Source organism: Paenarthrobacter sp. 10N417 (assembly GCF_056394745.1).
On record NZ_JBFTIL010000002.1, the window covers coordinates 352,489 to 377,341 of the forward strand.

General features: G+C 61.6%; 22 protein-coding genes. 16 read left to right on the forward strand and 6 right to left on the reverse strand.

Annotation, left to right across the window (positions count from 1 at the left end):
• The first annotated feature begins 1 nt into the window (after window position 1).
• From AC1DCM_RS04050 to AC1DCM_RS04060, 3 genes are read left to right on the forward strand one after another with little or no spacing between them, the layout of a single operon-like run.
• Window positions 2-718, forward strand: a complete 717-nt coding sequence (locus AC1DCM_RS04050; RefSeq protein WP_442005333.1) for a hypothetical protein — start codon at window positions 2-4, stop codon at window positions 716-718.
• Window positions 702-2,060, forward strand: coding sequence for an O-antigen ligase family protein (locus tag AC1DCM_RS04055; protein WP_477517376.1), 1,359 nt, complete (start codon window positions 702-704; stop codon window positions 2,058-2,060). The genes AC1DCM_RS04050 and AC1DCM_RS04055 overlap by 17 nt, the downstream gene beginning before the upstream one ends.
• Before the next feature lie 2 nt (window positions 2,061-2,062).
• Window positions 2,063-3,397, forward strand: coding sequence for a hypothetical protein (locus AC1DCM_RS04060; RefSeq protein WP_477517377.1), 1,335 nt, complete (start codon window positions 2,063-2,065; stop codon window positions 3,395-3,397).
• On the opposite strand, the gene AC1DCM_RS04065 is transcribed toward AC1DCM_RS04060, so the two are convergent.
• From AC1DCM_RS04065 to rfbB, 4 genes are all read right to left on the reverse strand, one after another.
• Complete coding sequence (locus AC1DCM_RS04065) at window positions 3,398-4,237, reverse strand: glycosyltransferase (protein ID WP_477517378.1); 840 nt, start codon at window positions 4,235-4,237, stop codon at window positions 3,398-3,400.
• Window positions 4,234-6,162: a WecB/TagA/CpsF family glycosyltransferase gene (locus AC1DCM_RS04070; RefSeq protein ID WP_477517379.1), complete on the reverse strand. Its 1,929-nt coding sequence runs from the start codon at window positions 6,160-6,162 to the stop codon at window positions 4,234-4,236. The genes AC1DCM_RS04065 and AC1DCM_RS04070 overlap by 4 nt, the downstream gene beginning before the upstream one ends.
• Window positions 6,163-6,320: 158 nt before the next feature.
• On the reverse strand, window positions 6,321-7,754 hold the full coding sequence (locus AC1DCM_RS04075) for a sugar nucleotide-binding protein (protein ID WP_477517380.1): 1,434 nt from the start codon (window positions 7,752-7,754) through the stop codon (window positions 6,321-6,323).
• Between the two features lie 4 nt (window positions 7,755-7,758).
• Complete coding sequence (rfbB, locus tag AC1DCM_RS04080) at window positions 7,759-8,757, reverse strand: dTDP-glucose 4,6-dehydratase (protein WP_477517381.1); 999 nt, start codon at window positions 8,755-8,757, stop codon at window positions 7,759-7,761.
• A gap of 53 nt (window positions 8,758-8,810) precedes the next feature.
• Here rfbB and rfbA point away from each other — a divergent pair, with 53 nt between their 5' ends.
• Entirely contained in the window at window positions 8,811-9,677 is an 867-nt protein-coding gene (gene rfbA, locus AC1DCM_RS04085) for a glucose-1-phosphate thymidylyltransferase RfbA (protein ID WP_442005326.1), read from the forward strand.
• Window positions 9,678-9,689: 12 nt separating this feature from the next.
• Here rfbA and AC1DCM_RS04090 read toward each other — a convergent pair whose 3' ends face one another.
• A complete protein-coding gene (locus AC1DCM_RS04090) occupies window positions 9,690-10,622 on the reverse strand; it encodes an aldo/keto reductase (protein WP_442005325.1) in 933 nt (310 codons plus the stop codon).
• Between the two features lie 51 nt (window positions 10,623-10,673).
• On the opposite strand from AC1DCM_RS04090, the gene AC1DCM_RS04095 reads away from it, so the two are divergent.
• Window positions 10,674-11,507, forward strand: a complete 834-nt coding sequence (locus AC1DCM_RS04095) for an undecaprenyl-diphosphate phosphatase (RefSeq protein ID WP_442005324.1) — start codon at window positions 10,674-10,676, stop codon at window positions 11,505-11,507.
• Between the two features lie 15 nt (window positions 11,508-11,522).
• Window positions 11,523-12,800, forward strand: coding sequence for a cysteine--1-D-myo-inosityl 2-amino-2-deoxy-alpha-D-glucopyranoside ligase (gene mshC / locus AC1DCM_RS04100; protein WP_477517382.1), 1,278 nt, complete (start codon window positions 11,523-11,525; stop codon window positions 12,798-12,800).
• Here the strand turns inward: mshC and AC1DCM_RS04105 are convergent.
• On the reverse strand, window positions 12,797-13,702 hold the full coding sequence (locus AC1DCM_RS04105; RefSeq protein ID WP_431115281.1) for a PAC2 family protein: 906 nt from the start codon (window positions 13,700-13,702) through the stop codon (window positions 12,797-12,799). The genes mshC and AC1DCM_RS04105 overlap by 4 nt on opposite strands.
• A gap of 122 nt (window positions 13,703-13,824) precedes the next feature.
• Between AC1DCM_RS04105 and AC1DCM_RS04110 the strand changes: the two genes are divergently transcribed.
• From AC1DCM_RS04110 to AC1DCM_RS04155, 10 genes are all read left to right on the forward strand, one after another.
• Window positions 13,825-14,544 (forward strand): HAD family hydrolase, encoded by a 720-nt coding sequence (locus AC1DCM_RS04110; protein WP_477517383.1) that lies wholly within the window; start codon window positions 13,825-13,827, stop codon window positions 14,542-14,544.
• On the forward strand, window positions 14,545-15,708 hold the full coding sequence (locus AC1DCM_RS04115; RefSeq protein WP_477517384.1) for a site-2 protease family protein: 1,164 nt from the start codon (window positions 14,545-14,547) through the stop codon (window positions 15,706-15,708).
• Between the two features lie 113 nt (window positions 15,709-15,821).
• Window positions 15,822-16,910: a tRNA (adenine-N1)-methyltransferase gene (locus AC1DCM_RS04120; protein WP_477517385.1), complete on the forward strand. Its 1,089-nt coding sequence runs from the start codon at window positions 15,822-15,824 to the stop codon at window positions 16,908-16,910.
• Between the two features lie 96 nt (window positions 16,911-17,006).
• Window positions 17,007-18,818 (forward strand): proteasome ATPase, encoded by a 1,812-nt coding sequence (gene arc, locus AC1DCM_RS04125; protein WP_477517386.1) that lies wholly within the window; start codon window positions 17,007-17,009, stop codon window positions 18,816-18,818.
• 50 nt (window positions 18,819-18,868) lie between these two features.
• Window positions 18,869-20,488 (forward strand): depupylase/deamidase Dop, encoded by a 1,620-nt coding sequence (gene dop, locus AC1DCM_RS04130; RefSeq protein WP_477517417.1) that lies wholly within the window; start codon window positions 18,869-18,871, stop codon window positions 20,486-20,488.
• Between the two features lie 117 nt (window positions 20,489-20,605).
• Window positions 20,606-20,809: a ubiquitin-like protein Pup gene (locus AC1DCM_RS04135; RefSeq protein ID WP_216925702.1), complete on the forward strand. Its 204-nt coding sequence runs from the start codon at window positions 20,606-20,608 to the stop codon at window positions 20,807-20,809.
• A gap of 80 nt (window positions 20,810-20,889) precedes the next feature.
• Window positions 20,890-21,699 (forward strand): proteasome subunit beta, encoded by an 810-nt coding sequence (prcB, locus tag AC1DCM_RS04140; RefSeq protein ID WP_477517387.1) that lies wholly within the window; start codon window positions 20,890-20,892, stop codon window positions 21,697-21,699.
• 1 nt (window position 21,700) lies between these two features.
• Window positions 21,701-22,408 (forward strand): proteasome subunit alpha, encoded by a 708-nt coding sequence (prcA, locus tag AC1DCM_RS04145; protein ID WP_431115289.1) that lies wholly within the window; start codon window positions 21,701-21,703, stop codon window positions 22,406-22,408.
• Window position 22,409: 1 nt separating this feature from the next.
• On the forward strand, window positions 22,410-23,774 hold the full coding sequence (pafA, locus tag AC1DCM_RS04150) for a Pup--protein ligase (protein WP_224164420.1): 1,365 nt from the start codon (window positions 22,410-22,412) through the stop codon (window positions 23,772-23,774).
• Between the two features lie 129 nt (window positions 23,775-23,903).
• Window positions 23,904-24,833 (forward strand): FKBP-type peptidyl-prolyl cis-trans isomerase, encoded by a 930-nt coding sequence (locus AC1DCM_RS04155; RefSeq protein WP_442017816.1) that lies wholly within the window; start codon window positions 23,904-23,906, stop codon window positions 24,831-24,833.
• The last annotated feature ends 20 nt before the right edge of the window (window positions 24,834-24,853 follow it).

Below are 24,853 nucleotides of genomic sequence, written 5' to 3' on the forward strand. Positions count from 1 at the left end.
CATGACTGCGTCAACTTTCCTGGGGATACTTCTGCGCCGATGGTACATTGTGGCCTTCGGACTGGCGGTAGGCCTGGCTGCCCTTGGCGCGATCCGTTCCTCGGAGCCCGTCTTTTGGACCGAAGCTGACGTCACTTTCCTGGCCCCCGAACGCGAACCGGCCTACTGGATCTCGGGTGGCAGCGCCATGACCTTGACTGAATTCGCCGACATGGTCAAGCGCCGTGTCAACCAGGAAGCTCCGTCGGTGGACCTGGCCCTGACCAGGGGGACCCTATATGGCGCCGGCGTTCAACAGGGGTTCTCAGTGACACTCCCCGCCAGCGGTGGTCAATGGAACAAGACCTTCAGCCAACCCGTGCTCAAAGTTCAGGTGGTGGACACGAGCGCCGAAAGGGTGAACCAGGTTCTGGCAGGCATTCTTGACCGTATCAACGACGCAACGATCCAACTGCAGAACGAGGCATCCGTAAAGGCCGACCGTATATCCACGCAGACCACGCCGTCAAAAGCCGAGGTCATCTTCGGCGGCGGAACCCCCGTGACCCGCATGAAGGGCGCTGTAGCGTGGGCAGGGCTGTCTTTGGCCCTCACATCAGTAGCAACCCTTTACGCTGATCGCGTTTTGGTGCGACGGAAGCGTAACCGGATCAAACCCGCAGGGAAGCACAACCGGATCACGCCAGTAGAGGGGACAGTCCATGCATCCCTCCTATGAGAACACCAAGGACCCCGGCATCCTCAGCACCGCGAACCCCCCGGAGCGCAGGGACGTTTCCTGGTTTGTCATCGTTTACTTGGTGGCTACGTGCTTTATTCCCTCAAATCTGACCATTACAGCCTTGGGTTCCGTAGGCCGGCCAACCACGCTGTGCGGACTCCTGGCCCTGGCTTGGTGGCTGCTTTATCAGTTGCAACGGACCACGCCAACGCGCGCAGGCGTCCAAACAGTCCGTACCGCCATGGTGGTCTTTCTCGCCGCCGCCTTGACCAGCTATTCATTGGCAATGCTGCACGGTGTTCCTGATCCGGAGGCCAGCCCCGCAGACAGCGGCCTCATCCGTTTGGCCAGCTGGGCCGGCATCTTCCTTCTCATCAATGACGGACTGGCCAGCCGCCAAACACTGATCAAAGTGCTGCGAAGCCTCGTCATGGTCGGGACAGCGACTGCTGTCCTGGGATTGATGCAATTCGCCACCGGATCATCCCTTGTGGACTGGATCAGCATTCCAGGCTTCAGCGCCGCCTCGGAATTGACCGGCGTGCAATCCAGGGGCGGATTCATTCGTGCGGCCGGAATGGCCAGCCACCCCTTGGAGTACGGAGTGGTGCTCGCTGCCTCCCTTCCCATCGCCATAGCGCTCGCCGTTACTGACCGGGCCAAAGGCTGGATCCTGCGATGGCTGCCCGTGGCGGCCATCTCTGCAGCAGCTGTACTATCCGTCTCACGCTCGGCACTGATGGCGTTCGGCGTCGCTGTGCTTGCCCTGATACCGTCCTGGCCCAAGAAGGTTCGGCGTGGTGCGCTGCTGCTCGGCATCGTGCTCGCGGCGGGAATGTATCTGGTGACTCCCGGGATGCTTGGCACCCTGCGCGGGCTTTTCACGGTGGGCACCGCAGACCCGAGCATCAGTTCGAGGACCAGCGCATACGCAACAGCTTTTGGCATGCTGGCAAACAACCCCGTCGTCGGACGTGGGTTCGGGACGTTCCTCCCGGACTACGTCATCGTGGACAATCAATTCCTCGGCATTCTGGTGGAACTGGGATTCGCTGGATTGGCAGCATTCACAGGGCTGATTCTTTGTGCCATCGTTGGCGCCTGGCGTGCACGGAAGCTGTCGACCGATGCACAAATGCGCCAGGTCAGTCAGGCCGTTCTCGCCTCAATAACCGCGATCGCCGTGACATTCGCGTTCTTTGACGGACTGTCGTTCCCCATGGCAGCCAGCCTCTTGTTCTTCATGCTGGGAATCGCTGGTGCACTGTGGCGCTTGGCACGACAAAGCACCGGCGACGGAGCGACGCGGCCGCTCGATGGCAGGCCAGAAAGGCGCTAGCCATGAAGCGGAGAACAATCGCCAGGTTCGGCGCCCTTGCCGCGTTGTGCCTTCTGGCGACAACCGCGATGGTCAGCGGCGCGCCTATCCCAGGCCCGATCACTGCACCCGCTCCCAGCATCCAAACGCCGCACAGCACCTCGACCCCTATGCCTGGAATTGATGTTCGCGATGTCGACGGCGGCCTTGACTTCTACTCGCCATTCACGAATGCCTTACCCACGGAACCACATTTCTTCCCAGTCGGCGTTTGGTTCGAAAGCGCTTTGGAAAAGGACTACGTGGCAAAGGACCGCGCTGAGGGACTGAACACCTACGTTGTCTTAACCACAGATTCCGACCTCGACCTCGTCCGGGCTTCCGGAATGTACGCAATTCCGACGTTTGCAGCAGCCCAGGCATCAGGCTATGCCTTAGGCGACGAAGTGGACATGTGGGCTGGTGCAGGAGACGCTCCATGGACCGGTAAGTACCCGGGCGAAGGACCTATTTGCGTCCCGGAACAATCCAAATGCGGCTACACAGTCCAGAACCAGTTACGCGCCGCCGCACCACCAGGATCAATGATCTACGCGAACTATGGCAAAGGGATAACGTTCTGGCTCTCCGACGAACAATCACGGGCTTTCATTAACGGAACCCAGAATCTCGTATCAGCGGACAACTACTGGTTCACTGACCCCAACATCTGCGCCAAAACAGAGGGCGGGGCAATCAACGGCTCGACGAACGACCTGACGGAATCCGAATGCCGACTGGCAGCAAACTATGGGTGGACAGTTGAACGCATCCGAAAACTCACTGGGGGGAAAGCACCCGTCTGGGCTTTCGTAGAAGTCGGACATCCCTTTGAGGACTCGCCGCAGGCGACAACCATCAGCGGACCGGAAATTCGAGCAGCAGTCTGGAGCAGCCTCATCCACGGAGCCCGCGGGATCATCTACTTCAACCACAGTTTCGGCGGAGACTGCGTGACCCAGCATGTGCTGCGTGACTGCCCGGGCGAAGCACAATCCACAGTGACTGCCGTCAATAAGCAAATCCACGACCTCGCGCCCATCCTCAATGCACCCTTTCTCGACGGCGCCATCACAGCCAGCGGCCCCGTGGACCTCGCCACTAAACTCCACAACAGCAAGCTCTATATCTTTGCCGGAGCGAACAAGAACACCGGCGGGGCAGCAACTTTCGCGGTGAAATGCGGCGGCAGCACCGCCGTCGTCATCGACGAAAACCGCACCATCCCCATGGTGAAGGGAACCTTCACCGATACCTTCGCCGACGGCAACGCGGTCCACCTTTACAGCATTGAAGGCGGCGGCAGTTGCGGCTTCTGACTAACGGCTGGTCTCGTCCCGCTCCCAGGCAGTCACCATATTGCCGGAGGACAGCGGACGACGGCGGCCCGCACCAGCGAACACGACGTAGACCGCGGCATCAAAAGCACTCAGCGGCCCCCTGACGGAGGCAATCAACTCACGTATGGTCCGCACAGCGGAAGCACCTCCGGACATGCGATCCTGCTGCGCGTTTCCCCGGTACGTACGCCTCAGGACAGACAACAATGCGGCACACGTCCGCGGCGTCCGGACAACCACAGGCTCGGTGGGCAGGACCGCCTTCTCCCGGGCAGAGAACAGCCGGTCCACGTAGTAGTCATCACCTGTAAGGGCAGGAAACGTACCCAGCCGCTCATGCCCTGAATAGCTCAGCGCATACGCACCGGCACCCCAAAGCCCCTGGGCGTTACCCGGGATGCGGCTACGGGCGCGGTAGTAGGCTCTGACCAGCGCCGAAGCGCCTCGGGTGTCATATCGAAAGGCAGGACGGGCAGCCAGCAACCCGGTATTCTCCAGCGCCGCAAAGACCACACGCAGCGCCGAAGCAGGGACCTCAATATCGGCGTCCAAATACAGCCGCGGCCAACGCAGCGTCGCCTGGTCGGCAGCGTTCAACGCCTCAGTCTTGGACGCCTCAGTCACGTGAAGGACGCGGACACCTTCACACCTCGACGCAATAACCTCTGTGGCGTCCACGCACCCATTACAGGCCACCACAACATCAACAGTGCCCCACGCAATGACCTCCCTCAACGCATCAAGCGTTCTGCCGATAACACGGGCCTCGTTATGCGCCGGGATAATGACTGCACCGGAGGGATGTGAAGCAGCAGTCATGGCATAACTGTGGTCGAGGTCCGAGTAGCGTGGGGGAGCGAGTCCCAACGCCGTTGACTTAGCACCGCCCACGCCGCAACCCGATGCCCGGGCTTATTCAAGCGGGCAACTTCCGCGGCCAGGACCACACCCCGGAAAGCCAGCGCCCGGCCACGCCCAAGATACTTAGCTGCATAGCGAACCCGATTAACGGACATCAACGCAGTCAGCTGCGGCGACGTGCCCGACCCCCCACCTTCGTGCCACATCCGGGCCGCGGGCTCAAACCAGATGGAAAAACCCGCATCTCTCACCCGGTGGCAATAATCCGTTTCTTCCGAATACAGAAAGAACTGCTCGTCCCAGGCACCCACCGCCCTCGCTGCCCCCGCACTGATTAGGAGAGCCGCACCCGTAGCCCAATCAACGCGATGCCCGTGCAGKTAACTCTCCGGATCAAAATCCATCTCCGACAACCATCCAGGCCTGGCCTTCACATGACTGCCCAACGCAGCGTCACCCAGCGCTCGCAGGACGCCCGGCTCACGACGCAACGAAGGGTAGATACTGCCGTCATCGTCCAGCAGGACCGGCACCACCATGCCCGCCCCTTGCTCATTCATCCGCTTGAGCATGGCGGCGACTGCGCCTCGTTCGACGCGCAGGTCTGGATTTAGGACGAGGTAGCTTCCGGCGTCGCCGGCCGCCGACAACGCCGCGTTGATACCGCCGGCATAGCCGAGGTTTCCACCTGTTCGAACTGCTGTGACGTCGGGATGGTGCGAAAGTTGAAGGAGGGTGCTTTCATCAGGGGAGTTATCTGCCACGACCACTTTGATCGATTGATTCGTCGCTTCCTTCCGCAGGCCCGCGACAAGCGGCCCGACGTCGTCCGCATTATTGTAGGTGACAACAATCACAGCGACGTCGGCCCTGTCGGTCACCGGCACAAACGATCCCGGAGCCCGGCTGGGCACGCGCCCCGGGACGGACCTTGCAGCGATGGATGGCCGGGCGGCCTCCGTAGTGCTCGCCTCAATGTCACGACTGCTGGCCGTGCGCAATTTCACGTAGGCCTCCGGTCCTTCCACCAAGTACCGGCGGGCCAACCGGCGCGGTTCCAACATCAGGCGCCACGCCCATTCAAGACTGTGCGAGCTCACCCAGGAAGGCGCACGGCGAATATGTCCGGCCAGGAAGTCCACAACCGCCCCAAAGGCCAGGAGGACCTTGGCCCCGGTCAAATGGCCGTACTCGGATATCCATAGTTCCTGGCGGGGTTTGCCCAGACCGACAACAAGGATGTCAGGTGTTGTCTCCGAAATATGGGCTGCGAGCTGGCGGGAAGCCGTGTCGTCCCCAAGCGTTGGCCGGCCAGGCGCCCACCATCCGGCGACCTCCAGCTCCGGGCGCTCAACAGCGAATCTCGTCCGGATGAGCTGTTGCGTCTCCTCTGAGCCGCCCAGGAAGCCAACCCTCAGACCCCGTTGCGAGGCCGAATCCAGCAGGTGCTCGATCAGGTCGCTGCCAGCAAGCCTGGGCCACGCCCTGGCCGTGAGGCGACGGGCTTGCGTCGCCAAGGGTGCACCGTCAATCAAGGTCAGCCACTGAATGGACGCCGGCTGGTCCAGCGTGCCCATCCACCGGCTTCCTGCGCCGAAATGGCGGATGTGGTCAAGATTTGCTGAGCATACGCCCATGGGGGTGGCCTCAGCGGAGGCTGCGCGATCCACAATTTCCTGCAGTGCATCATTGAGCTGCGTCAGTTTCACGGGGACCCCACCCAGGCAAACCCAGGTCCCTTCAGCGGTGCCCGGCCCTGCGTCAACCTGGTCTGTGGAAGGCTGGAAAAGGAGACTGCTGCCGTTAAGGCCGCCGAAGGGGCGGAGGCGGGGAACTGTCCAGTGTCGAACGTCGCCGGCAGACTTAATTTTCGGTAGCAGCATTTTCGGCTCCAGGCTCGGGTCCAGCTCACGGCACAACCATGTGGCCCACGATCCAAGGCTGCTGCACGGCTTGGATCGTGGCTGGCGGACAGCTGCCGCCTCACAACATGTTCACTTGAGGTGTCTCCCGGCCCCTGGAGGCTGCCGGTAGGGCTACTTTAGGCCGTTTCGCCGGACTCCGCTAGGGGCTCCCTTGCCTCAAGGTACTCAGCCAAACGCTCTGTGGCGTTGAGAGGAGCAAACCCTGCGTCCGTAATCTTGGACAGGTCCAGGACGCTGCTGCGGGGGCGCGGAGCAGTTCCTGGTCCCGAATAGTCCAAAGTGCTGATGGACCCAACCCGCGTGGGATCGGAGCCGCAATGCCGGAAGACCTCCCTGGCTATGTCCGCCCAGGATTGCGGTTCACCGCTATTGCTGAAGTTATAGGTGCCGTAGGGCGCCCCACTCTGCACCAGGTGCCGGATACAGGCTGCAATGTCCTCGGCGAAGCTAAGCCGTCCCCACTGGTCATCGACGACGGCAGGTGACGCGCCTTGGGCGGCCAGCCCGGCCATGGTTCGAACGAAGTTGCGGCCCTCACCCACTACCCAACTGCTCCGCACAATGTAGTGCCTCGGTACCGCTGCAACGGCAGCGTCTCCGGCGGCTTTGCTCTGGCCGTAGACACCCAAGGGAGCGGGTGCCTCGTCCTCCCGGTGTACGGCGGCCGTACCGTCGAACACGTAGTCGCTGGACACATGGACAAGCGTCAGTGAATGTTCGACGGCGGCCCTCGCCAAGCGGGACACGGCAAGTGCGTTGATGCGCCACGCCGCCCTGCGGCCGTCGTCGGTTTCGGCGGCGTCGACTCCGGTGAAGGCGGCCGCGTTGATGACCGTGGAGTATTTACGCCAATCCATGGCAAGGTAGGCGTCTTCGTTGGTGATATCGAACTGTGCCCTGCTTGCGCAATCAACTGTGGCGTCGCCTACGAACTCGCGCTTGAGGGCGGTCCCTAGTTGACCACCTGCCCCGAGGACCAGTGTGCGCCGCGCCTGCATGGGAGCCACGTCCCCCATCCGTGGATGGGTCCGGTCCTGGTCGGACACCACGGCCCGCTCCAGCGGGATGGGCCAAGGCAAAGCGACGTCTTCGTCGGCAAGGTTGAGGAACGTGTAGTCGGCCTGCGCCGCGGCGCTCCAATGATCGTTGACCAGGTAGGTGTAGGCGGTATTGTCTTCGAGGGTCTGGAAGGCGTTGCCCACCCCGCGGGGAACAAAGATGGCTTCCCTGGGGGACATCTCTGTGTGGAAGACCTTACCGAAAGTCGGGCCCTCACGAAGGTCCACCCAGGCACCAAAAATCCGCCCCGATGCGAGCGAAATAAACTTGTCCCATGGTTCGGCGTGGATACCGCGGGTTGTCCCACGGAGGGCGTTGAAGGAGATGTTGTTCTGCACAGGCCCAAAATCCGGGAGTCCCAAGGCCGCCATCTTTTCGCGGTGCCAGTTCTCCTTGAACCAGCCACGGTTGTCGCCATGGACCGGGAGATCGAAAAGGACCAGTCCGGGGATCGGCGTGGGTCTGGATCTTAGCTGGGCGGCCGATTGCATGTGGCTAATGGCCCTGTTCCGCGTACTTGTTTTCGGTCACGGCTTTTTGGGGCCGCCACCAGTCCTCGTTCTTGGCGTACCAGTGCCACGTGTCTGCCAGCCCCGCGTTGAAATCCCTATAGCGTGGGACCCATCCCAGTTCCCTCCGCAATTTGGTGGAGTCGATCGCATACCGCAGATCATGGCCCGGTCTGTCGGTCACGAGGTCGTAGGCATCAGGTGACTGGCCAGACATCGAGAGCAGCAATTCCACCACTTCCCGGTTGGAACGCTCACCGTCAGCGCCGATCAGGTATGTTTCACCGAGGCGTCCGCGCTCCAGAATCGCAAGAACTGCAGAAGAGTGGTCTTCGACATGGATCCAGTCCCGCACGTTCCTACCCTGGCCGTACAGCCGTGGACGCGTCCCATCCAGGATATTTGTGATCTGCCGGGGGATGAACTTCTCCACGTGCTGATAAGGCCCATAGTTGTTGGAGCAGTTGCTGATGGTCGCCTGGAGCCCGAAGGAACGGATCCATGCCCGCACCAACATGTCCGATCCCGCTTTTGTGGCTGAGTAGGGGCTGGTGGGCCGGTACACAGAGCCCTCCGTGAACCTGTCCGGATCGTCCAGTGCGAGGTCGCCGTAGACCTCGTCCGTGGAAATGTGATGGAACCGCGTGCCGTAACGGCGTGCTGCCTCGATCAGGGTGAATGTCCCTACCAGATTGGTGTCGATAAACGGCCTGGGATCTTCGAGCGAGTTGTCGTTATGCGATTCAGCGGCGAAATGGACCACGGCGTCCGTATCGGCCACCAGCGTGTCCACCAGTGCGGCATCACAGATATCTCCCCGGACGAAGTCCAGGCGACCAGCCGGCAATCCGGCCAAAGACTCTTCGTTGCCGGCGTAGGTGAGTTTGTCCAGGACCGTGACATGGAGCACAGTGTGCTCCATGATGTAGTGGACAAAGTTGCATCCAATGAATCCGGCCCCGCCGGTGACAAGGATTCTCTGCATGGCCATAGCGTAGCCGTCAATTACGGCTAAGTGCAGCGGGAGGGACAGCAAATATGCGCGGGATAATTCTTGCCGGCGGCACAGGTTCCAGGCTTCATCCCATTACGCTTGGCATCAGTAAGCAATTGGTCCCGGTCTTCGACAAACCAATGATTTACTACCCCCTGTGCACGCTGATGCTGGCTGGAATCCGTGACATCCTGATCATCACCACACCGGCTGATGCCCCTCAGTTCGAGAATCTCCTGGGGGATGGATCCCAATTTGGGATAAACCTCAGCTATGCACAGCAGCCGACACCGGATGGCCTGGCCCAGGCATTCATCCTGGGGGAGCAGCACATTGGCAATGGCAAAGTAGCGCTCATCCTGGGGGATAACATCTTCAACGGTCCCGGAATGGGTAACCAATTCCGCAAGTACGCCGACGTCGAAGGCGGCGCCATATTTGGTTACTGGGTCAAGGACCCGAGTGCTTACGGCGTCGTGGAATTCGATGACGATGGTCTGGCCGTCTCCATCGAAGAAAAGCCCACTGTCCCGAAGAGCAACTATGCGGTCCCGGGCCTGTACTTCTACGACAACGACGTCGTCGCCATGGCAAAAAACCTCAAACCTTCCCCTCGAGGGGAGCTGGAGATCACGGATATCAACCGGCAGTACATGGAGCTCGGCAGGCTCCACGTACAGAAATTCCCCCGCGGGACCGCCTGGCTGGATACGGGAACCTTCGGCGACCTCAACGATGCTTCAAACTATGTCCGCACCACCGAGAACCGGCAGGGCCTGAAGATCGGAGCGCCGGAGGAGGTTGCATGGCGAATGGGATACCTGAACGACGAAGAACTCCGCCAGCAGGCTTCCAAGCTCGCCAAGAGTGGCTACGGCAGCTACTTGTTGGACATCCTCGACCGCCAGTAAGGAACTCGCGGGCTATGCCGCCGAGACGTCTTCCAGGGCACGCGCAATCTCGGCCGGGAGAACCGTCAACTTGGCATCCAGCAATTCCTTGAGCTGGACGGCGTTCCGGGCTCCCACTATCGCCGTGGCAACGCCGGGGCGCGAAAGCAACCAGCTGAGCGACACGTCCAGGGGCGATCGTCCCAAACCCCTGGCGGCCATGGCGACGGCCTCCACCACCCGTGATGCCTTCGGTTCAAGGTATGGCTCAACATACGCAGCCAGGCGGCTCTGCGCGGCACGGGAATCCGCAGGAATTTGTCCCCGGTACTTTCCGCTCAAGACACCACGACCCAGGGGAGCCCAGGCCATGAGTCCGAGGCCGGCATCTTCCACGGCGGGAATGAGCTCGTCCTCCGGTTTGCGCTGTACCAAGGAGTATTCGGATTGGTTGGCTACCAACGTGAAACCTGCGACTGCCGCCGCTTTGGCCGTCTGCCACCCGTTGTAATTGGAAATTCCCACATAGCGGGCACGTCCTGACCTCTGCGCGAGCTCCAACGCTGACAGAGTCTCGTCCAAGGGAACATTCGGGTCCCACTCCTGAACGAACCAGATATCGAGGTAATCCGTTCCAAGCCTTGCCAGGCTGGCGTCCAACGCCGCGAGCAGGGCACCGCGTGATGCGTTGATGCTGCGCCTGGATTCCGACGACGAGACGCCGGCTTTGGTTGAGATCACGACTTCCGAGCGAGCCACGACATCACCCAACATGGAGCCCAGCATCGCCTCAGCCTGCCCCTGGGCATACGATGCAGCGGTGTCGATGACGGTGCCACCTGCGTGCACAAAAGCGTGGAGCAACTCCGCGGCGTCCTGCTCATCCGTCTCCTGCGCCCAGGACATTGTTCCGAGGGACAAAGAGGAGACACGGAACCCGCTGTTCCCGACATAACGCTGCTGCATGCTGATAGCTTACGGGGAGTTCCCAGTCTTCATGACGTAGGGTCTATTCACGTGAACTGGATAGAAGCAGCCTTGCTGGGCCTGGTGCAAGGCCTCACCGAATTCCTCCCGATCTCCTCAAGCGCCCACTTGCGGATCGTGGGCTCATTCCTTCCGAATGCAGCCGATCCCGGAGCCGCCTTCACGGCCATTATCCAACTGGGTACGGAGACGGCGGTCATTGTCTATTTCTGGCGCGACCTCGTGCGGATCATCGGGGCCTGGTTCAGGTCCCTGAGTGGGAAAGTCCCACGAAACGATCCGGACGCCCGAATGGGATGGCTGGTAATCCTGGGCAGCCTCCCCATCATCGTGCTCGGCTTGTTGTTCCAGGACCAGATCGAGTCGGTCCTGCGAAGCATGTGGATAGTTGCCACCATGCTCATTGTCTTCGGCATGATCCTGGCAGTTGCCGACGCCATTGGCTGCCAGGAACGGGATCTCACACAGCTCAGCTATAAGCATGGCATTCTGTACGGCCTTGCCCAGGCGATGGCCCTTATTCCGGGCGTTTCGCGTTCCGGCGGAACCATCACTGCCGGGCTGCTGATGGGGTACACACGTGAAGCTGCGGCTCGCTACTCGTTCCTCCTCGCCATTCCGGCGGTTTTCGGCAGCGGCCTCTACCAGCTCTACAAAACGGTTTCCAAGGAGGGGCTCGCCGGTCCCTACGGCCTTCCGGAGACGGCACTGGCCACAGTCATCGCTTTCGTGGTGGGCTACGTGATCATCGGCTGGTTCCTGAAGTTCGTCTCCACACGCAGTTACAGGCTCTTTGTCTGGTACCGCATCCTTCTTGGCCTGGCCTTGTATGTCCTGCTCGGTTTCAATGTGATCAGCGCCTAGCACTAAGGTTGAGTCGTGAAATCGTGGACTTCCCGCCCTGTTCCTGAGCTGCCCGGCAGCATGCCGCAACTACGCCTCTTCGACACCGCCCTCGGCCGCGTCGTGGAGATAGAGCCGCAGCCGGAACAATCGATGTACGTCTGCGGCATTACGCCGTACGACGCGACGCACATGGGCCACGCCGCCAGCTATGTGGCCTTCGACCTCCTCAACAGGGCGTGGCGCGATGCCAGGATCCGGGTGGACTACGTTCAAAACGTTACGGACATCGACGACCCGCTGCTTGAACGCGCCACCGCCACCGGCGTGGACTGGCGTGACTTGGCGCAGAGCCAGATTGAACTGTTCCACACCGATATGGACGCCCTGAACGTCCTTGCCCCCAATCACTACATCGGCGCAGTCGAAGCCATTCCGGATATTGTGCCGGCGATCGAGCGGCTTATTGCGGACGGCGTCGCCTACCGCGTACAAGGTACTGATGGGGAGCCCGACGGCGATGTCTACTACGACGTCGAAATGGCCGGCAAACGATCCGACGCCACGGATGCATGGACTCTGGGCGACGTTTCAGGTCTCGGCGAAGCGGAAATGCTTGCCCTCTTTGCAGAGCGCGGGGGCGATCCGGACAGGGCAGGCAAACGCCAGGCGCTCGACCCCTTGCTCTGGCGGGTAGCACGCGAAGGAGAACCCAGCTGGCCGGGGGCCACTTTGGGCGACGGCCGTCCCGGGTGGCACATCGAGTGTACGGTCATCGCCCAGAAATATCTCCCCGCACCATTTACCGTGCAGGGTGGCGGCTCGGACCTCATCTTCCCCCACCACGAAATGGGAGCAGGACACGCCTACTCGCTGGCGGGCGTTCCGCTGGCCCGACACTATGCCCACGCGGGCATGGTGGGCCTCGACGGGGAAAAGATGAGCAAGTCCAAGGGCAACCTGGTTCTTGTGTCCAAGCTCCGGGCTGCAGGAGAAGAACCAGCAGCCATCCGCCTTGCGATCCTCGCCCACCACTACCGCTCTGATTGGTCCTGGACTGAGGCGGACTTCGGGGCAGCAAAGGATCGGCTGGCCCAGTGGCGCAATGCCCGTGACGCTGCTCCTGCCGGTTCGGCCGCAGCACTCGTCGCCGCCATGCGCATGGAATTGGCCAATGACCTCAACGCTCCCGGAGCGATGGCCGCCGTCGATCGCTGGGCTGAGGAGGCATTGCGGAACAACGCTCCGGCGTCCGGGATCGACGCCGCACTTATGAGCGATGCCGTAGACGCGCTGCTCGGCGTGGAGCTTTAGGGCCGGTCCTTACCGCGCCGCTTGAGGTAGCGCTCGAACTCACGGGCGATCGATTCGCCCGAGGCTTCCGGGAGGTCCGCTGTGTCCTTGGCCTCCTCCAGTTGGCGCACGTAGGCAGCAATCTCAGGATCTTCGGTGGCAAGTTCGTCCACTCCGCGTTCCCAGGCTTCGGACTCTTCCGCCAGGGCCTGGCTGTCCAGGGGAACCTGGAGCAAGTCCTCGATCTTGTGAAGGATGGCGAGTTGGGCCTTGGGCGAGGGCGGCTGTGCGACATAGTGGGGGACCGCTGCCCACAGGGAAACCGTCGGCAGCCCTGCCAGCATGGCAAACTCGGCCAGCACCCCCACAATTCCCACGGGCCCCTCGTATTGGGAGGCCTCCAGGTTCAACCGTTCCCGAAGTGAACTGTCTTCCGTGGTGGTGCTTACCGGAATGGGCCTGCTGTGCGGAACGTCGGCCAGCAGCGCACCCACAAGAATGACCGAGTCCACCTTCAGCGCTTCGGCGTGGACCAGGAGTTCGGTGGTGTAGGCGCGCCAACGGTATGAAGGTTCTGTGCCCAGAACAAACACCACATCCACATTGCTGTCCGGAACTGACGCTTTGTAGATCCGCGTCGAGGGCCATTTGACCTTGCGCGCACCAGAGGACGTACGCCGCACGGTGGGCCGGGTGAACTGGAAGTCGTAGTACTCCTCGGCGTCCACTGTGGCAACCTTCTTGCCGTCCCAGAGCTTATTCAAATAGTGCAGCGCATCGCTGGCGGCCTCGCCGGCGTCGTTCCAACCTTCAAACGCGGCGATCATTACGGTGACGCGCTGGCCTTCCGCGGGTTCCTTAAGGAAACGCTCGGGCTCCGCGGTGATGTCCTGTCCTTCGGGGGTCCCGTCCACACTGTTCATCCACTCACCCTACGTCCAAGACCCTTGTGGATGCATGGCATTTCGCCCCGAAGCGTGTCCTGTATTCGCCCACAGCGCAAGCCCGGCCGGAAGCGCCCCGGCTTCCACGTAGACTTGAAACCATGCCTTCGTCATCCAGTCAGCCCCTCCTCAAAGCCGTGCTCTGGGATATGGATGGCACCCTAGTGGACACTGAGCCCTACTGGATCGCCGCCGAGCGCGCACTCGTGGAGGCGCATGGTGGGAGCTGGTCACACCAGCAGGCCATGCAGTTGGTGGGGCAGTCCCTGATGCACTCGGCCGCAGTGCTCCAAGCTGCAGGAGTCCGCCTCGAAGCCCGGGAAATTGTGGATACCCTCAGCGCACAGGTAATCAAGCACGTCCGCAATGAAGTTCCCTGGCGCCCAGGAGCACGCGAGTTGCTGGACGAATTGCACCAGGCAGGCATCCGTTGTGCCCTGGTCACCATGTCCGAGGGCCCGCTGGCCGGCGTTATTGTCGAAAGCCTTCCCAAGCCCTACTTCGAATTCCTGGTCACGGGAGACACCGTCAGCAACGGCAAGCCCCACCCGGAGGCCTACCTCACGGCTGTTGAACGGCTCCGGCTCGATGACCCGTCGCTGACCATCGATCACTGTGTTGCGCTGGAAGATTCCATCCCGGGCGCTACGGCTGCCCTGGCATCCGGAGTGCTGACCGTGGGCATTCCGCACCAGGTTCCGTTGCCCGAGTACCCTGGCATGGTCATGTGGGAAACCCTGGTGGGCCGGTCCGCGGCGGACGTCAGCCAGCTGGTTGCCAACCGCTTCGCACAGGGAAACCTGCTTGAAGGGGCAAACTAGGTGAGCAGCTCCTCCACGCCACACCATGCTGTGACCAAAAAGGACGGCATCCCTCTCGGAAAAATCGCCGGAATCTCCGTGTACCTCGCGTACTCGTGGTTCGTTATCGCCGGCTTCACCGTCATCGTCTATGGGCCTGCCCTGCTGGTGCGGATGCCCAACCTCGGCATCTGGGCCTACTTTGTTGCCCTCGGCTATGCCTTGCTGCTCGCGCTCTCCGTCCTGGTCCACGAGCTTGCACATGCGCTCAGCGCCAAAGCGTTCAACTGGCCAACGGAAAAGATTGTCCTGAACCTGTGGGGCGGCCACACCCAATTCGAGAGCTTCACCGCATCCCCGGGACGCTCTGTCATCGTCGCCCTTGCCGGACCGGTGTCAAACTTTGTCCTGGCCGGCGGCATGTGGGCTGTCCTTTCTTCAGGCATCCTCGGTGGCGTCGCGGAAATCCTGGCAAACATCCTGATGTGGGCCAACCTCCTTATTGGCATCTTCAATGTTCTTCCCGGATTGCCCTTGGATGGCGGCCGATTGGTGGAGTCGGCGGTCTGGAAGGCCACGGGCAGCCAGGACAAGGGAACCATAGCGGCAGGATGGTCAGGCCGTGTCATCGTCGCCGCACTTGTCATTTGGTTCATCGGAGTTCCGTTCCTCACCGGAGCGCCCCTGGACATCAGCCTCATGCTCATCACCGTCCTTGTGTGCGGTTTCCTCTGGATGGGAGCCTCCAGCTCCATCAACCACGCAAAACTCCGCAGCCGCCTTTACCTGGTGAGCGCGGCCGGGCTAGCGGAGCCCGCAGTGGGTCTCCCGAACGCGGCGACTGTGGCAGACATCCTGGCGGTATCACCTGCCGGGCGTCCCGCCGTCGTAATTTGCGGACCTGACGGAAAGCCTCAGGGAGTGGTTGATCCCGGCGCGGCTGCCGCGGTTCCTCCCGCGGCCGTAGCGACGACGCCGGTCACCGCCGTAGCGCATGCACTGGCGGCCGGTGCCTACGTCCCTGAATGGTCCAAAGGCCAGGAGCTGATCCAGTATCTGGCGCGGCTGGAGGGTGGCGAATACGCTGTGGTGGACCACAACGGAACCGTGACCGGGTTGCTCAGGCAGCAAGCAGTAGTGACAGCGATAACAGGTAAAGAAGCCCGGGGCAGCGGGCGCGCCTAACGGGCTTGCCGGTAGAGTTACGTGCCGGTCCATAAAAAATAAACCATCGATTTTCGACGCCCATACGGCAGCAACACATGGCGGCGCAGCCGCCCAGGAGCGAGGAACACCACATGAGCAGCGAAACCGCCGCGGCGCAGACAATCGCAGACACTGTCCCGGGCGCGGACACAGGCACTGACAAGCCAGCCACCGACTCTGCCACGCAGCCAACCGGGGCAGCCCGGCGCCGTGGGCCTTTCCGTGTGGGCGAGCGGGTGCAGCTCACGGATGAGCGTGGCCGGATGAACACCATCACGCTTGAGGTGGGCGGAGCTTTTCATACCCACCGAGGGTTCCTGAACCACGACGAAATCATCGGCAAGGTTGATGGTTCGGTAGTCAGCAATAACATCGGGCAGCAGTACCAGACGCTGCGGCCCTTGCTCTCGGACTTCGTCCTGTCCATGCCGCGTGGCGCGGCCGTCGTCTATCCCAAGGATGCTGGCCAGATCGTCACGATGGCTGACATCTTCCCCGGGGCCCGCGTTGTTGAAGCCGGCGTTGGCTCCGGCGCGCTGTCCATTTCCCTGCTCCGTGCAGTAGGCGACGGCGGCTACCTCCATTCCTTTGAGCGGCGCGAAGAATTCGCGGACATCGCCCGGGGGAACGTCGAGACGATCTTCGGTGGCCCGCACCCCGCTTGGCAGATCTCCCTGGGCGACTTCCAGGAAGAGGTAGTCAAGGCCGAGGCACCCGGCTCCGTAGACCGTGTAGTGCTGGACATGCTCGCTCCGTGGGAGTGCTTGGACGCTGTTGCCACAGTCCTGGCTCCCGGCGGCGTCTGGATCAATTACGTAGCAACCGTCACCCAGTTGTCCCGCACCGCCGAAGCCATCCGCGCTGACGGACGCTTCACCGAGCCGGACGCCTGGGAATCCATGGTCCGCGGCTGGCACCTTGAAGGACTCGCCGTCCGTCCGGATCACCGCATGGTGGCCCATACTGGATTCCTCCTGGTCACCAGGCGGCTCGCCGACGGCGTCACGGGAATCTCCGTCAAACGGCGCCCGTCCAAGACCGAATTCAGCGAGGAAGACCTGAACGCCTGGACTCCGGGAGCAGTAGGGGAGCGCGCAGTATCGGACAAGAAACTCCGGCGCGCTGCACGTGATGCCATCGCCGGAACCAACGTCCAGGACGAGCCCTCGGTCACAAACTGAAAAGGTCACAATAGGGTCCGCATTCCGGATGTCACCAAGCACCCTGCGCTTTTCGGGACTAAGGTCTTGTTAAGCGCAGGAAGGGGCTGATGAATCGTGGATACGTCGAACAACAACGACATTGGACGGCCGACGCCGGAGGAAGCTAACGCCGCAGCTGAAGAGGTAGCAAACCGGAGGCTTGCCGCCATCCAGCCGCCCGACCCATCCAGTGAATTGACCGTGGCCGAACGCCAGATCAACATCCTTCGGGACAAGCTTCGCCACATCGACCGCCAGCTTGCCGCCGCCACCCAGAACAACAGCAAGCTCGTCAGCATGCTTGAAACGGCGAAGAGCGAGATCCTCCGTTTGAAGGGTGCTTTGGAGCAGGAAGGGCAGCCGCCCTACAGCTTCGGAACAGTGGTACAGATCAACCCCCGCAGGCAGCCGGGCCCGGGAAGTTCCGGCCAAGCGGCCACGGAGGAATCCGTGGACATTTTCAATGCAGGGCGCAAGATGCGTGTAGGCATCAGCCCGCTGGTAAATGTCAACCAACTCGCCGTTGGCCAGGAAGTCCTCTTGAATGAGGCCCTGCTGGTGGTTGCCGGACTCGGCTACGAACGGGCGGGTGAACTCGTTACGCTCAAGGAGATGCTGGGCAAGGACCGTGCGTTGGTAGTTGGCCGCGCGGACGAAGAACGCGTAGTCCGCCTTTCCGGAGCGTTGCAAAGCGTGCACCTGAAGGTAGGAGACGCACTGTCACTGGATTCGCGCACCGGCTACGCGCTGGAGAAAGTTCCGCGCGCTGAGGTGGAGAACCTTGTCCTGGAAGAAGTTCCGGACATCACCTATCAGGACATCGGCGGCCTTGGTCCGCAGATCGAACAGATCCGCGATGCCGTTGAACTCCCGTTCCTGCATCCGGACCTTTACCGGGAACACGGGCTCAAGGCGCCCAAGGGCATCCTTCTCTACGGTCCGCCAGGTTGCGGCAAGACCCTCATCGCCAAGGCTGTGGCCAATTCCCTGGCAGCCCGTGCCGCTGAGCGCGCAGGCAACACCGACCTTAAGAGCTACTTCCTCAATATCAAGGGTCCTGAGCTCCTGGATAAGTACGTCGGCGAAACCGAACGGCACATCCGGCTGATCTTCTCCCGTGCCCGGGAAAAAGCGTCCGATGGCAGCCCCGTGGTGGTTTTCTTCGATGAAATGGATTCGCTGTTCCGCACCCGAGGAACTGGCGTGTCTTCCGACGTCGAAACCACCATCGTCCCGCAGCTGCTCAGCGAGATTGATGGCGTGGAGCGATTGGACAACGTAATCGTCATTGGTGCCTCAAACCGTGAGGACATGATCGATCCCGCGATCCTCCGGCCGGGCCGCCTTGACGTAAAGGTCAAGATCCAGCGACCCGACGCCGAAGCCGCTGCAGACATCTTTGGCAAGTACATCACCACCGATCTCCCCTTCCATGCACAGGATCTGGCGGAGTACGGCGGGGACGTCCAAGCTACTGTCGACGCCATGATCCAGCGAACCGTGGAGGCAATGTACTCCACCGAGAAGTCGAACGAATACCTTGAAGTCACGTACGCCAACGGTGATACGGAAATGCTGTACTTCAAGGATTTCAACTCAGGCGCCGTGGTTCAGAACGTCGTGGACAGGGCTAAGAAGTACGCCATTAAAGACCTGCTGACAAACCATCAGAAGGGCCTGAGGATTGACCACCTGCTGCGTGCAGTGGTGGATGAATTCCGGGAACACGAGGATATGCCGAACACCACAAACCCTGACGACTGGGCAAGGATCTCAGGGAAGAAGGGTGAACGGATCACGTACATCCGCACGATCGTGCAAGGGAAGGCCGGCCAGGAACCCGGCAAGTCGATCGAGACCACGGCCAACACAGGTCAGTACCTGTGACGGCCAAAACCGAGGGTGTGCCCGGGGAAAGGTTGCCTGCGGGCGGCGCTATGCGCGTCATGGGTTCCGAAACCGAGTACGGAATCCATGCGCCGTCGGCGCCTGGGGCGAACGCCACGATGATGTCCGCCCGGATCATCCAGGCCTATGCCACGGTCACGCGCCAACGTGCCGCCGGGGGAGCGGAAACGCGTTGGGACTACACGGACGAAGAACCTTTACACGATGCCCGCGGTTGGACCGTTGACCGGGCGTCCGCCGATCCCAGCCAGTTGACTGACCARCCGCCAGTGCTCGACGCCGAGGCAGTCGCCTTGGCGTATGGCCGCCAGGAACTGGAGCTGGACGGCCAGGACGAGTCCGGTTCGCTCCTCATGAACATGGTCCTCGGGAACGGCGCGCGGCTTTACGTAGACCATGCACACCCGGAATATTCAAGCCCGGAAGTCACCAACCCACGGGATGCGGTGGCTTGGGATGCCGCCGGCGATCTGGTCGCACTTGCCACCGTGAGGAAAGTAGCGGCAGACACCAGCCTTCCGCCGATCAATCTCTACAAGAACAACACTGACAACAAGTCAGTGTCCTATGGCTCGCACGAGAACTACCTCATGCCCCGTTCAGTTCCCTTTTCCGACATTATCCGGGGGCTCACACCATTCTTCGTGTCCCGGCAGGTGATTTGCGGAGCCGGACGTGTGGGGATCGGGCAGGACAGTTCCACTGCCGGCTACCAGATCAGCCAACGGGCAGACTTCTTCGAGGCTGAGGTGGGCCTTGAGACCACTATCCGACGCCCCATCATCAACACCCGCGACGAGCCCCATGCGACGGCGGATAAATACCGGCGGCTCCACGTCATTATCGGCGATGCGAACCTCAGCCAGGTTTCGAACTACCTGAAGTTCGGCACCACGGCCATGGTTCTCAGTCTCATTGAGGCTGGCCAGGCGCCCCGCATCGAAGTCCATGAACCCGTTCAGGCGCTGCAGGCCATCAGTCATGACACAACCCTGACTACTACCGTAAGACTGCTGGACGGACGAAGGGTAACCGCCCTGGACGTCCAGTGGATGTACTACGAGGCCGCCGCAAAGCTGGCGCAGGAGACCGGAGTTGCCGATTCCGTCACTGGCGACGGGCACACGCACGGCGTCCTTGAGCGCTGGGAATCCACCCTGTCACTGCTGGGCAGCAACCCCGCTGCTGCTGCCTCATCGGTGGAGTGGGTAGCCAAGAAGTCCCTCCTTGAGGGGTACCGGAACCGCGACGGCCTTGGTTGGGACGATGCCAGGCTCGGGTTGGTCGATCTCCAGTGGTCCGATATCCGGCCCGAAAAGGGTCTTTACTACAGGATGCTGTCCAGGGACAGGATGATCCGGATCGTCGACGACGCCGACGTCGCCAGGGCGGTGAGTGAACCGCCGTCGGACACGCGAGCGTACTTCCGCGGACGGTGCGTTTCAAGCTTCGGCAAAGATGTTGTCGGCGCCAGTTGGGACTCGGTCATTTTCGACGTTCCGGGACTTGGGAAACTGCAGCGTGTACCCACCCGCGAACCACTGCGGGGAACGAAGGCGCTGACGGGCGCCCTCTTTGACCGGCATCAGGAAGCGGGCTCGTTCCTGGCCGAATTGCTGGGCCAAAAGCCGCCGCCGCCCAAGGACTGAGGCGTTCAGGCACTGGGAAAAATGGTGCCCCGGCAAAGCCGGGCGCAGCAGCCCACGGCGTGGCAATATGGCAGTAGGAAGTCCCCACAAACGGGGGCTGACAGTAGGGAGAATGAAATGGCAGCTCAGGAACAGCAGCAACCGCAGTCACGGGACACCGAGACTGAAGTAGACGTCCCGGAGGCCCCACCGGCGGCACCCGAAGCCCAGGCCTCGGACGCGACGCAGGGTGTGGATGATCTCCTTGACGAAATCGATGGCGTCCTGGAATCCAACGCTGAAGAGTTCGTCAGGGCCTTCGTCCAAAAGGGCGGCCAGTAAGCGGACCCGGACAAATTATGTACTGCCCGGCCGGCGCGAGGCCGCCGGGCATCGGAATGCAGAGTCGAAGGAGTGCAGCAATGCAGGACCCATCAACCGGCCCCCTGGCCACCCAGGCAACGTCTTCATTCACGGAGCACCTTCAACGCTCGCGTCCCGAACTCCTTCCCTTCAACCAAACGTTGCCGGCCGGCACCGTACCGTCCTCGCCGCATGCAACCACTATCGTCGCCTTGACATACGCTGGCGGGGTGCTGATGGCCGGAGACCGGCGGGCAACCATGGGAAACGTGATCGCCAGCCGTCACATTGAGAAGGTCTTTCCCGCGGACCAGTATTCGGTGCTGGGCATCGCCGGTACCGCTGGCTTGGCGATCGATATTACGCGGCTCTTCCAGGTGGAACTGGAGCACTACGAAAAGATTGAGGGTACGCTCCTTAGCCTCGTCGGCAAGGCCAACCGATTGGGTGCGATGATTCGCGGCAACCTACCCATGGCAATGCAGGGAATGGCCGTCATTCCCTTGTTTGCCGGTTTCGACCAGGTATCGGCCACCGGACGGCTTTTCTCCTACGACGTAACCGGTGGACGCTACGAAGAACAGGAACACCACTCAGTGGGTTCCGGTTCAGTTTTTGCGCGTGGAGCCCTGAAAAAGCTGTGGAAGCCAAACCTCTCGGAAGAACAAGCCGTGGCCGTCGCGGTTGAGGCCCTCTATGACGCCGCGGACGACGACTCCGCAACGGGCGGCCCCGACCCCGTCCGCCAGCTGTGGCCGGTGGTTTACACCGTGAACCGTGCCGGTAATCGCCGGGTACCTGAACGGGACTTGGCGGCGATAGCCGGCACCATCGTCGAATCCCGTGCCATCGCCGGACGGGAGGCCTGACATGACGCAGCAGTTCTATGTCTCGCCTGAACAGCTGATGAAGGACCGCGCGGACTTCGCACGGAAGGGCATTGCGCGCGGACGTTCCGTAGTGGTGATCAGTTGCGCTGATGGCATCGCTTTGATTGCTGAGAACCCGTCACCTTCGCTGCACAAAATCGGCGAGATCTACGACAAAATCGCCTTCGCGGCAGTAGGCAAGTACAACGAGTTCGAAAGCCTGAGGCAGGCCGGGGTACGGTACGCGGACGTCCGTGGCTACTCGTACGACCGCGAAGACGTGACAGCCCGGGGATTGGCCAGCGTCTACGCGCAGAGCCTCGGAGCCGTGTTCACCGCAGAACAAAAGCCCTTCGAAGTGGAACTGGCCGTGGCGGAAGTCGCCCCGACCCAGGAGCAGGACCACCTGTACCGGCTCACCTTTGACGGTTCGATTGCCGATGAGAACGGCTTCGTGGTGATGGGCGGACTTGCCGATCAGATTTCCGACGTCGTCAGCGGGGCTTGGGAGCCTGAGCTTGGTTTTGCCGGGGCGATGAGATTGGCTTTGCGCGCATTGGCGACAGACAAGGAAGCCGACGCCCTTCCGGCGACCGCCGTCGAAGCCGCCGTCCTGGACCGCGCTTCGGAGAGTCACAGGGGTTCCCGACGGGCTTTCCGGCGTCTGCTTCCCGAGGACATGACGCAGTTGCTCACAGAGGAGGCTTGAGATGGACAAGCGCATTTTTGGCATCGAGACGGAGTTTGGAATTTCCTATTCCAGCCCCGACTCCCGTCCTTTGGCCCCCGAAGAAGTGGCCCGCTATTTGTTCCGCAAGGTGGTGAGCTGGGGCAGGTCTTCCAACGTCTTCCTGACCAACGGTTCACGCCTTTACCTGGACGTTGGTTCGCACCCGGAATACGCCACGGCGGAATGTGACGACCTCGCGCAGCTCATCGCCCACGACCGCGCCGGCGAGCTCATCCTGGACGACCTCGTCGATGAGGCCCAGGCCCGCCTCGCTGCAGAGGGTTTCAACGGCACGGTATACCTCTTCAAGAACAACACCGACTCCGCCGGAAACTCCTACGGCAGCCACGAAAATTACCTCATACCCCGCCGTGGTGAATTCTCCAGGTTGGCTGAAATCCTCATTCCGTTCCTGGTGACCCGTCAGCTCATCGCGGGAGCGGGCAAAGTCCTGAAGACACCCCATGGCGCAACTTTCGCCTTTTCACAGCGGGCGGACCACATCTGGGAAGGCGTGTCATCTGCCACCACCAGGTCACGCCCCATTATCAACACCCGTGACGAGCCGCATGCCGACGCCGAGTTCTATCGCCGGCTCCATGTGATCGTGGGTGATTCCAACATGTCCGAAACCTCGGCACTCCTCAAGGTGGGCACGGTGGACCTCATCCTGCGCATGATCGAGGCAGGGGTGATCATGCGGGACATGCGAATGGAAAACCCGATCCGCAGCATCCGGGAAATTTCGCACGACCTCACGGGCAGCGCCTTGGTCCGCCTGGCAAACGGCAGGCAGCTCTCGGCGCTCGATATCCAGCGGGAGTACCTGGCAAAGGTCACAGAGTTCGTGGCCGCAAACGGCGCACACAATGCCCACGTGCCGCTTATTCTGGACCTGTGGGAGCGGACCCTGGATGCGATTGAAAGTGGCGATACCAGCACGATTGACACCGAGGTGGACTGGGCGATCAAGAAGAAGCTGATGGACGGTTACATGCGCCGGCACGATCTCAGCCTGGACTCGCCACGCATCGCTCAATTGGATCTCACCTACCACGACATTTCCCGGCAGCGCGGCCTCTTCTTCCTGCTGCAATCACGGGATGCCGCGCGGCGTTTGGTCCCGGAAACCGAAGTGAAGGACGCCGTGGACACGCCCCCACAGACAACCAGGGCCAAACTGCGGGGAGATTTCGTCCGAAGGGCGCAGGAGCTTGGACGCGATTACACGGTGGATTGGGTACACCTGAAGCTCAACGACCGCGCACACCAGACGATCCTGTGCAAGGACCCCTTCCGCAGCGTTGACGACCGCGTCGATGCGCTGCTGGACTCCATGGGCTAACCGCCTTTCTGAGCGGACTCCCAGCTTCACGCGCTATTCTGGACTGTGGCCTCTTTCCAAGAGGCCATTGCCTTGGATCTGCCATGCGCCTTTCCGAGTGTCCTTTGCCCCGACGAAAGTGTCTTTTTTGTGCGCCGACTCCTAGCAATTCTTCTGCCTGCCCTGCTGCTCATCACTGCGTGTGGGGGAGGGGGCACGCCAGCCGCCGAGCCCACCAGCCAGTCATCCGGCGATGTCTCCAAACTCGATTCCGTGAAAGTGACGGACAACGGCGATGATAAGGCCCCGGGTCTGGACTTCACCAAGCCGCTGACCGTCGCTGAACCTACCATCAAGGTAGTCAGCGAAGGCAACGGCGAGCGTATCAAGGCCGGCCAGGTTGCCGAGCTCGCATACATCGCCGTGGATGGCAATGACGGCAAGACCGTTGAAGACGTCTACAAGAATGGCCCCCAGCCCATTGAGCTGAATGACGAGCTGAAGAAGGGCAACGAGCTGATCTACAACGCCATTGTTGGCGCCAAGATCGGTTCCCACATCGCGTTCGCCGCGCCGGGCTCGGCCGCTGCGGGCGCGGCCGCCGGCTCGACGCAGTTGGTGGTTTTCAAGCTGCTTTCCGCTAAGGAAGCGGCTCCGGTCCTGTCGAAGCCGGAAGGCGAGACAGTCACCCCTCCGGCTGGGCTCCCCACCGTGAAGGAAGACGACAAGGGCGTCCCTCAGATCTCCGTTGACGGCGCAGCCGCTCCCAAGGAACTCATCGCGCAGGACCTCATCAAGGGCTCCGGCGCTGCCGTTAAGGCCACTGACACCCTCACCGTGAATTACGTGGGCGTCAATCTCGTGGGCGGCCAAAAGTTCGATTCGAGCTTTGACCGGGGGCAGACAGCAAGCTTCGCACTTTCCGGTGTCATCAAGGGCTGGACCCAAGGTCTGGAAGGCAAGACTGTTGGCTCCCGCGTCCTTCTGGTGATCCCGCAGGACCTTGCTTACGGCGCGGCCGGACAGGGTGACGCCAAGGGCGATCTCGTGTTCGTCGTTGACATCCTCGGCATCAAGTAGGCCGCCACCTGATCAGGGAC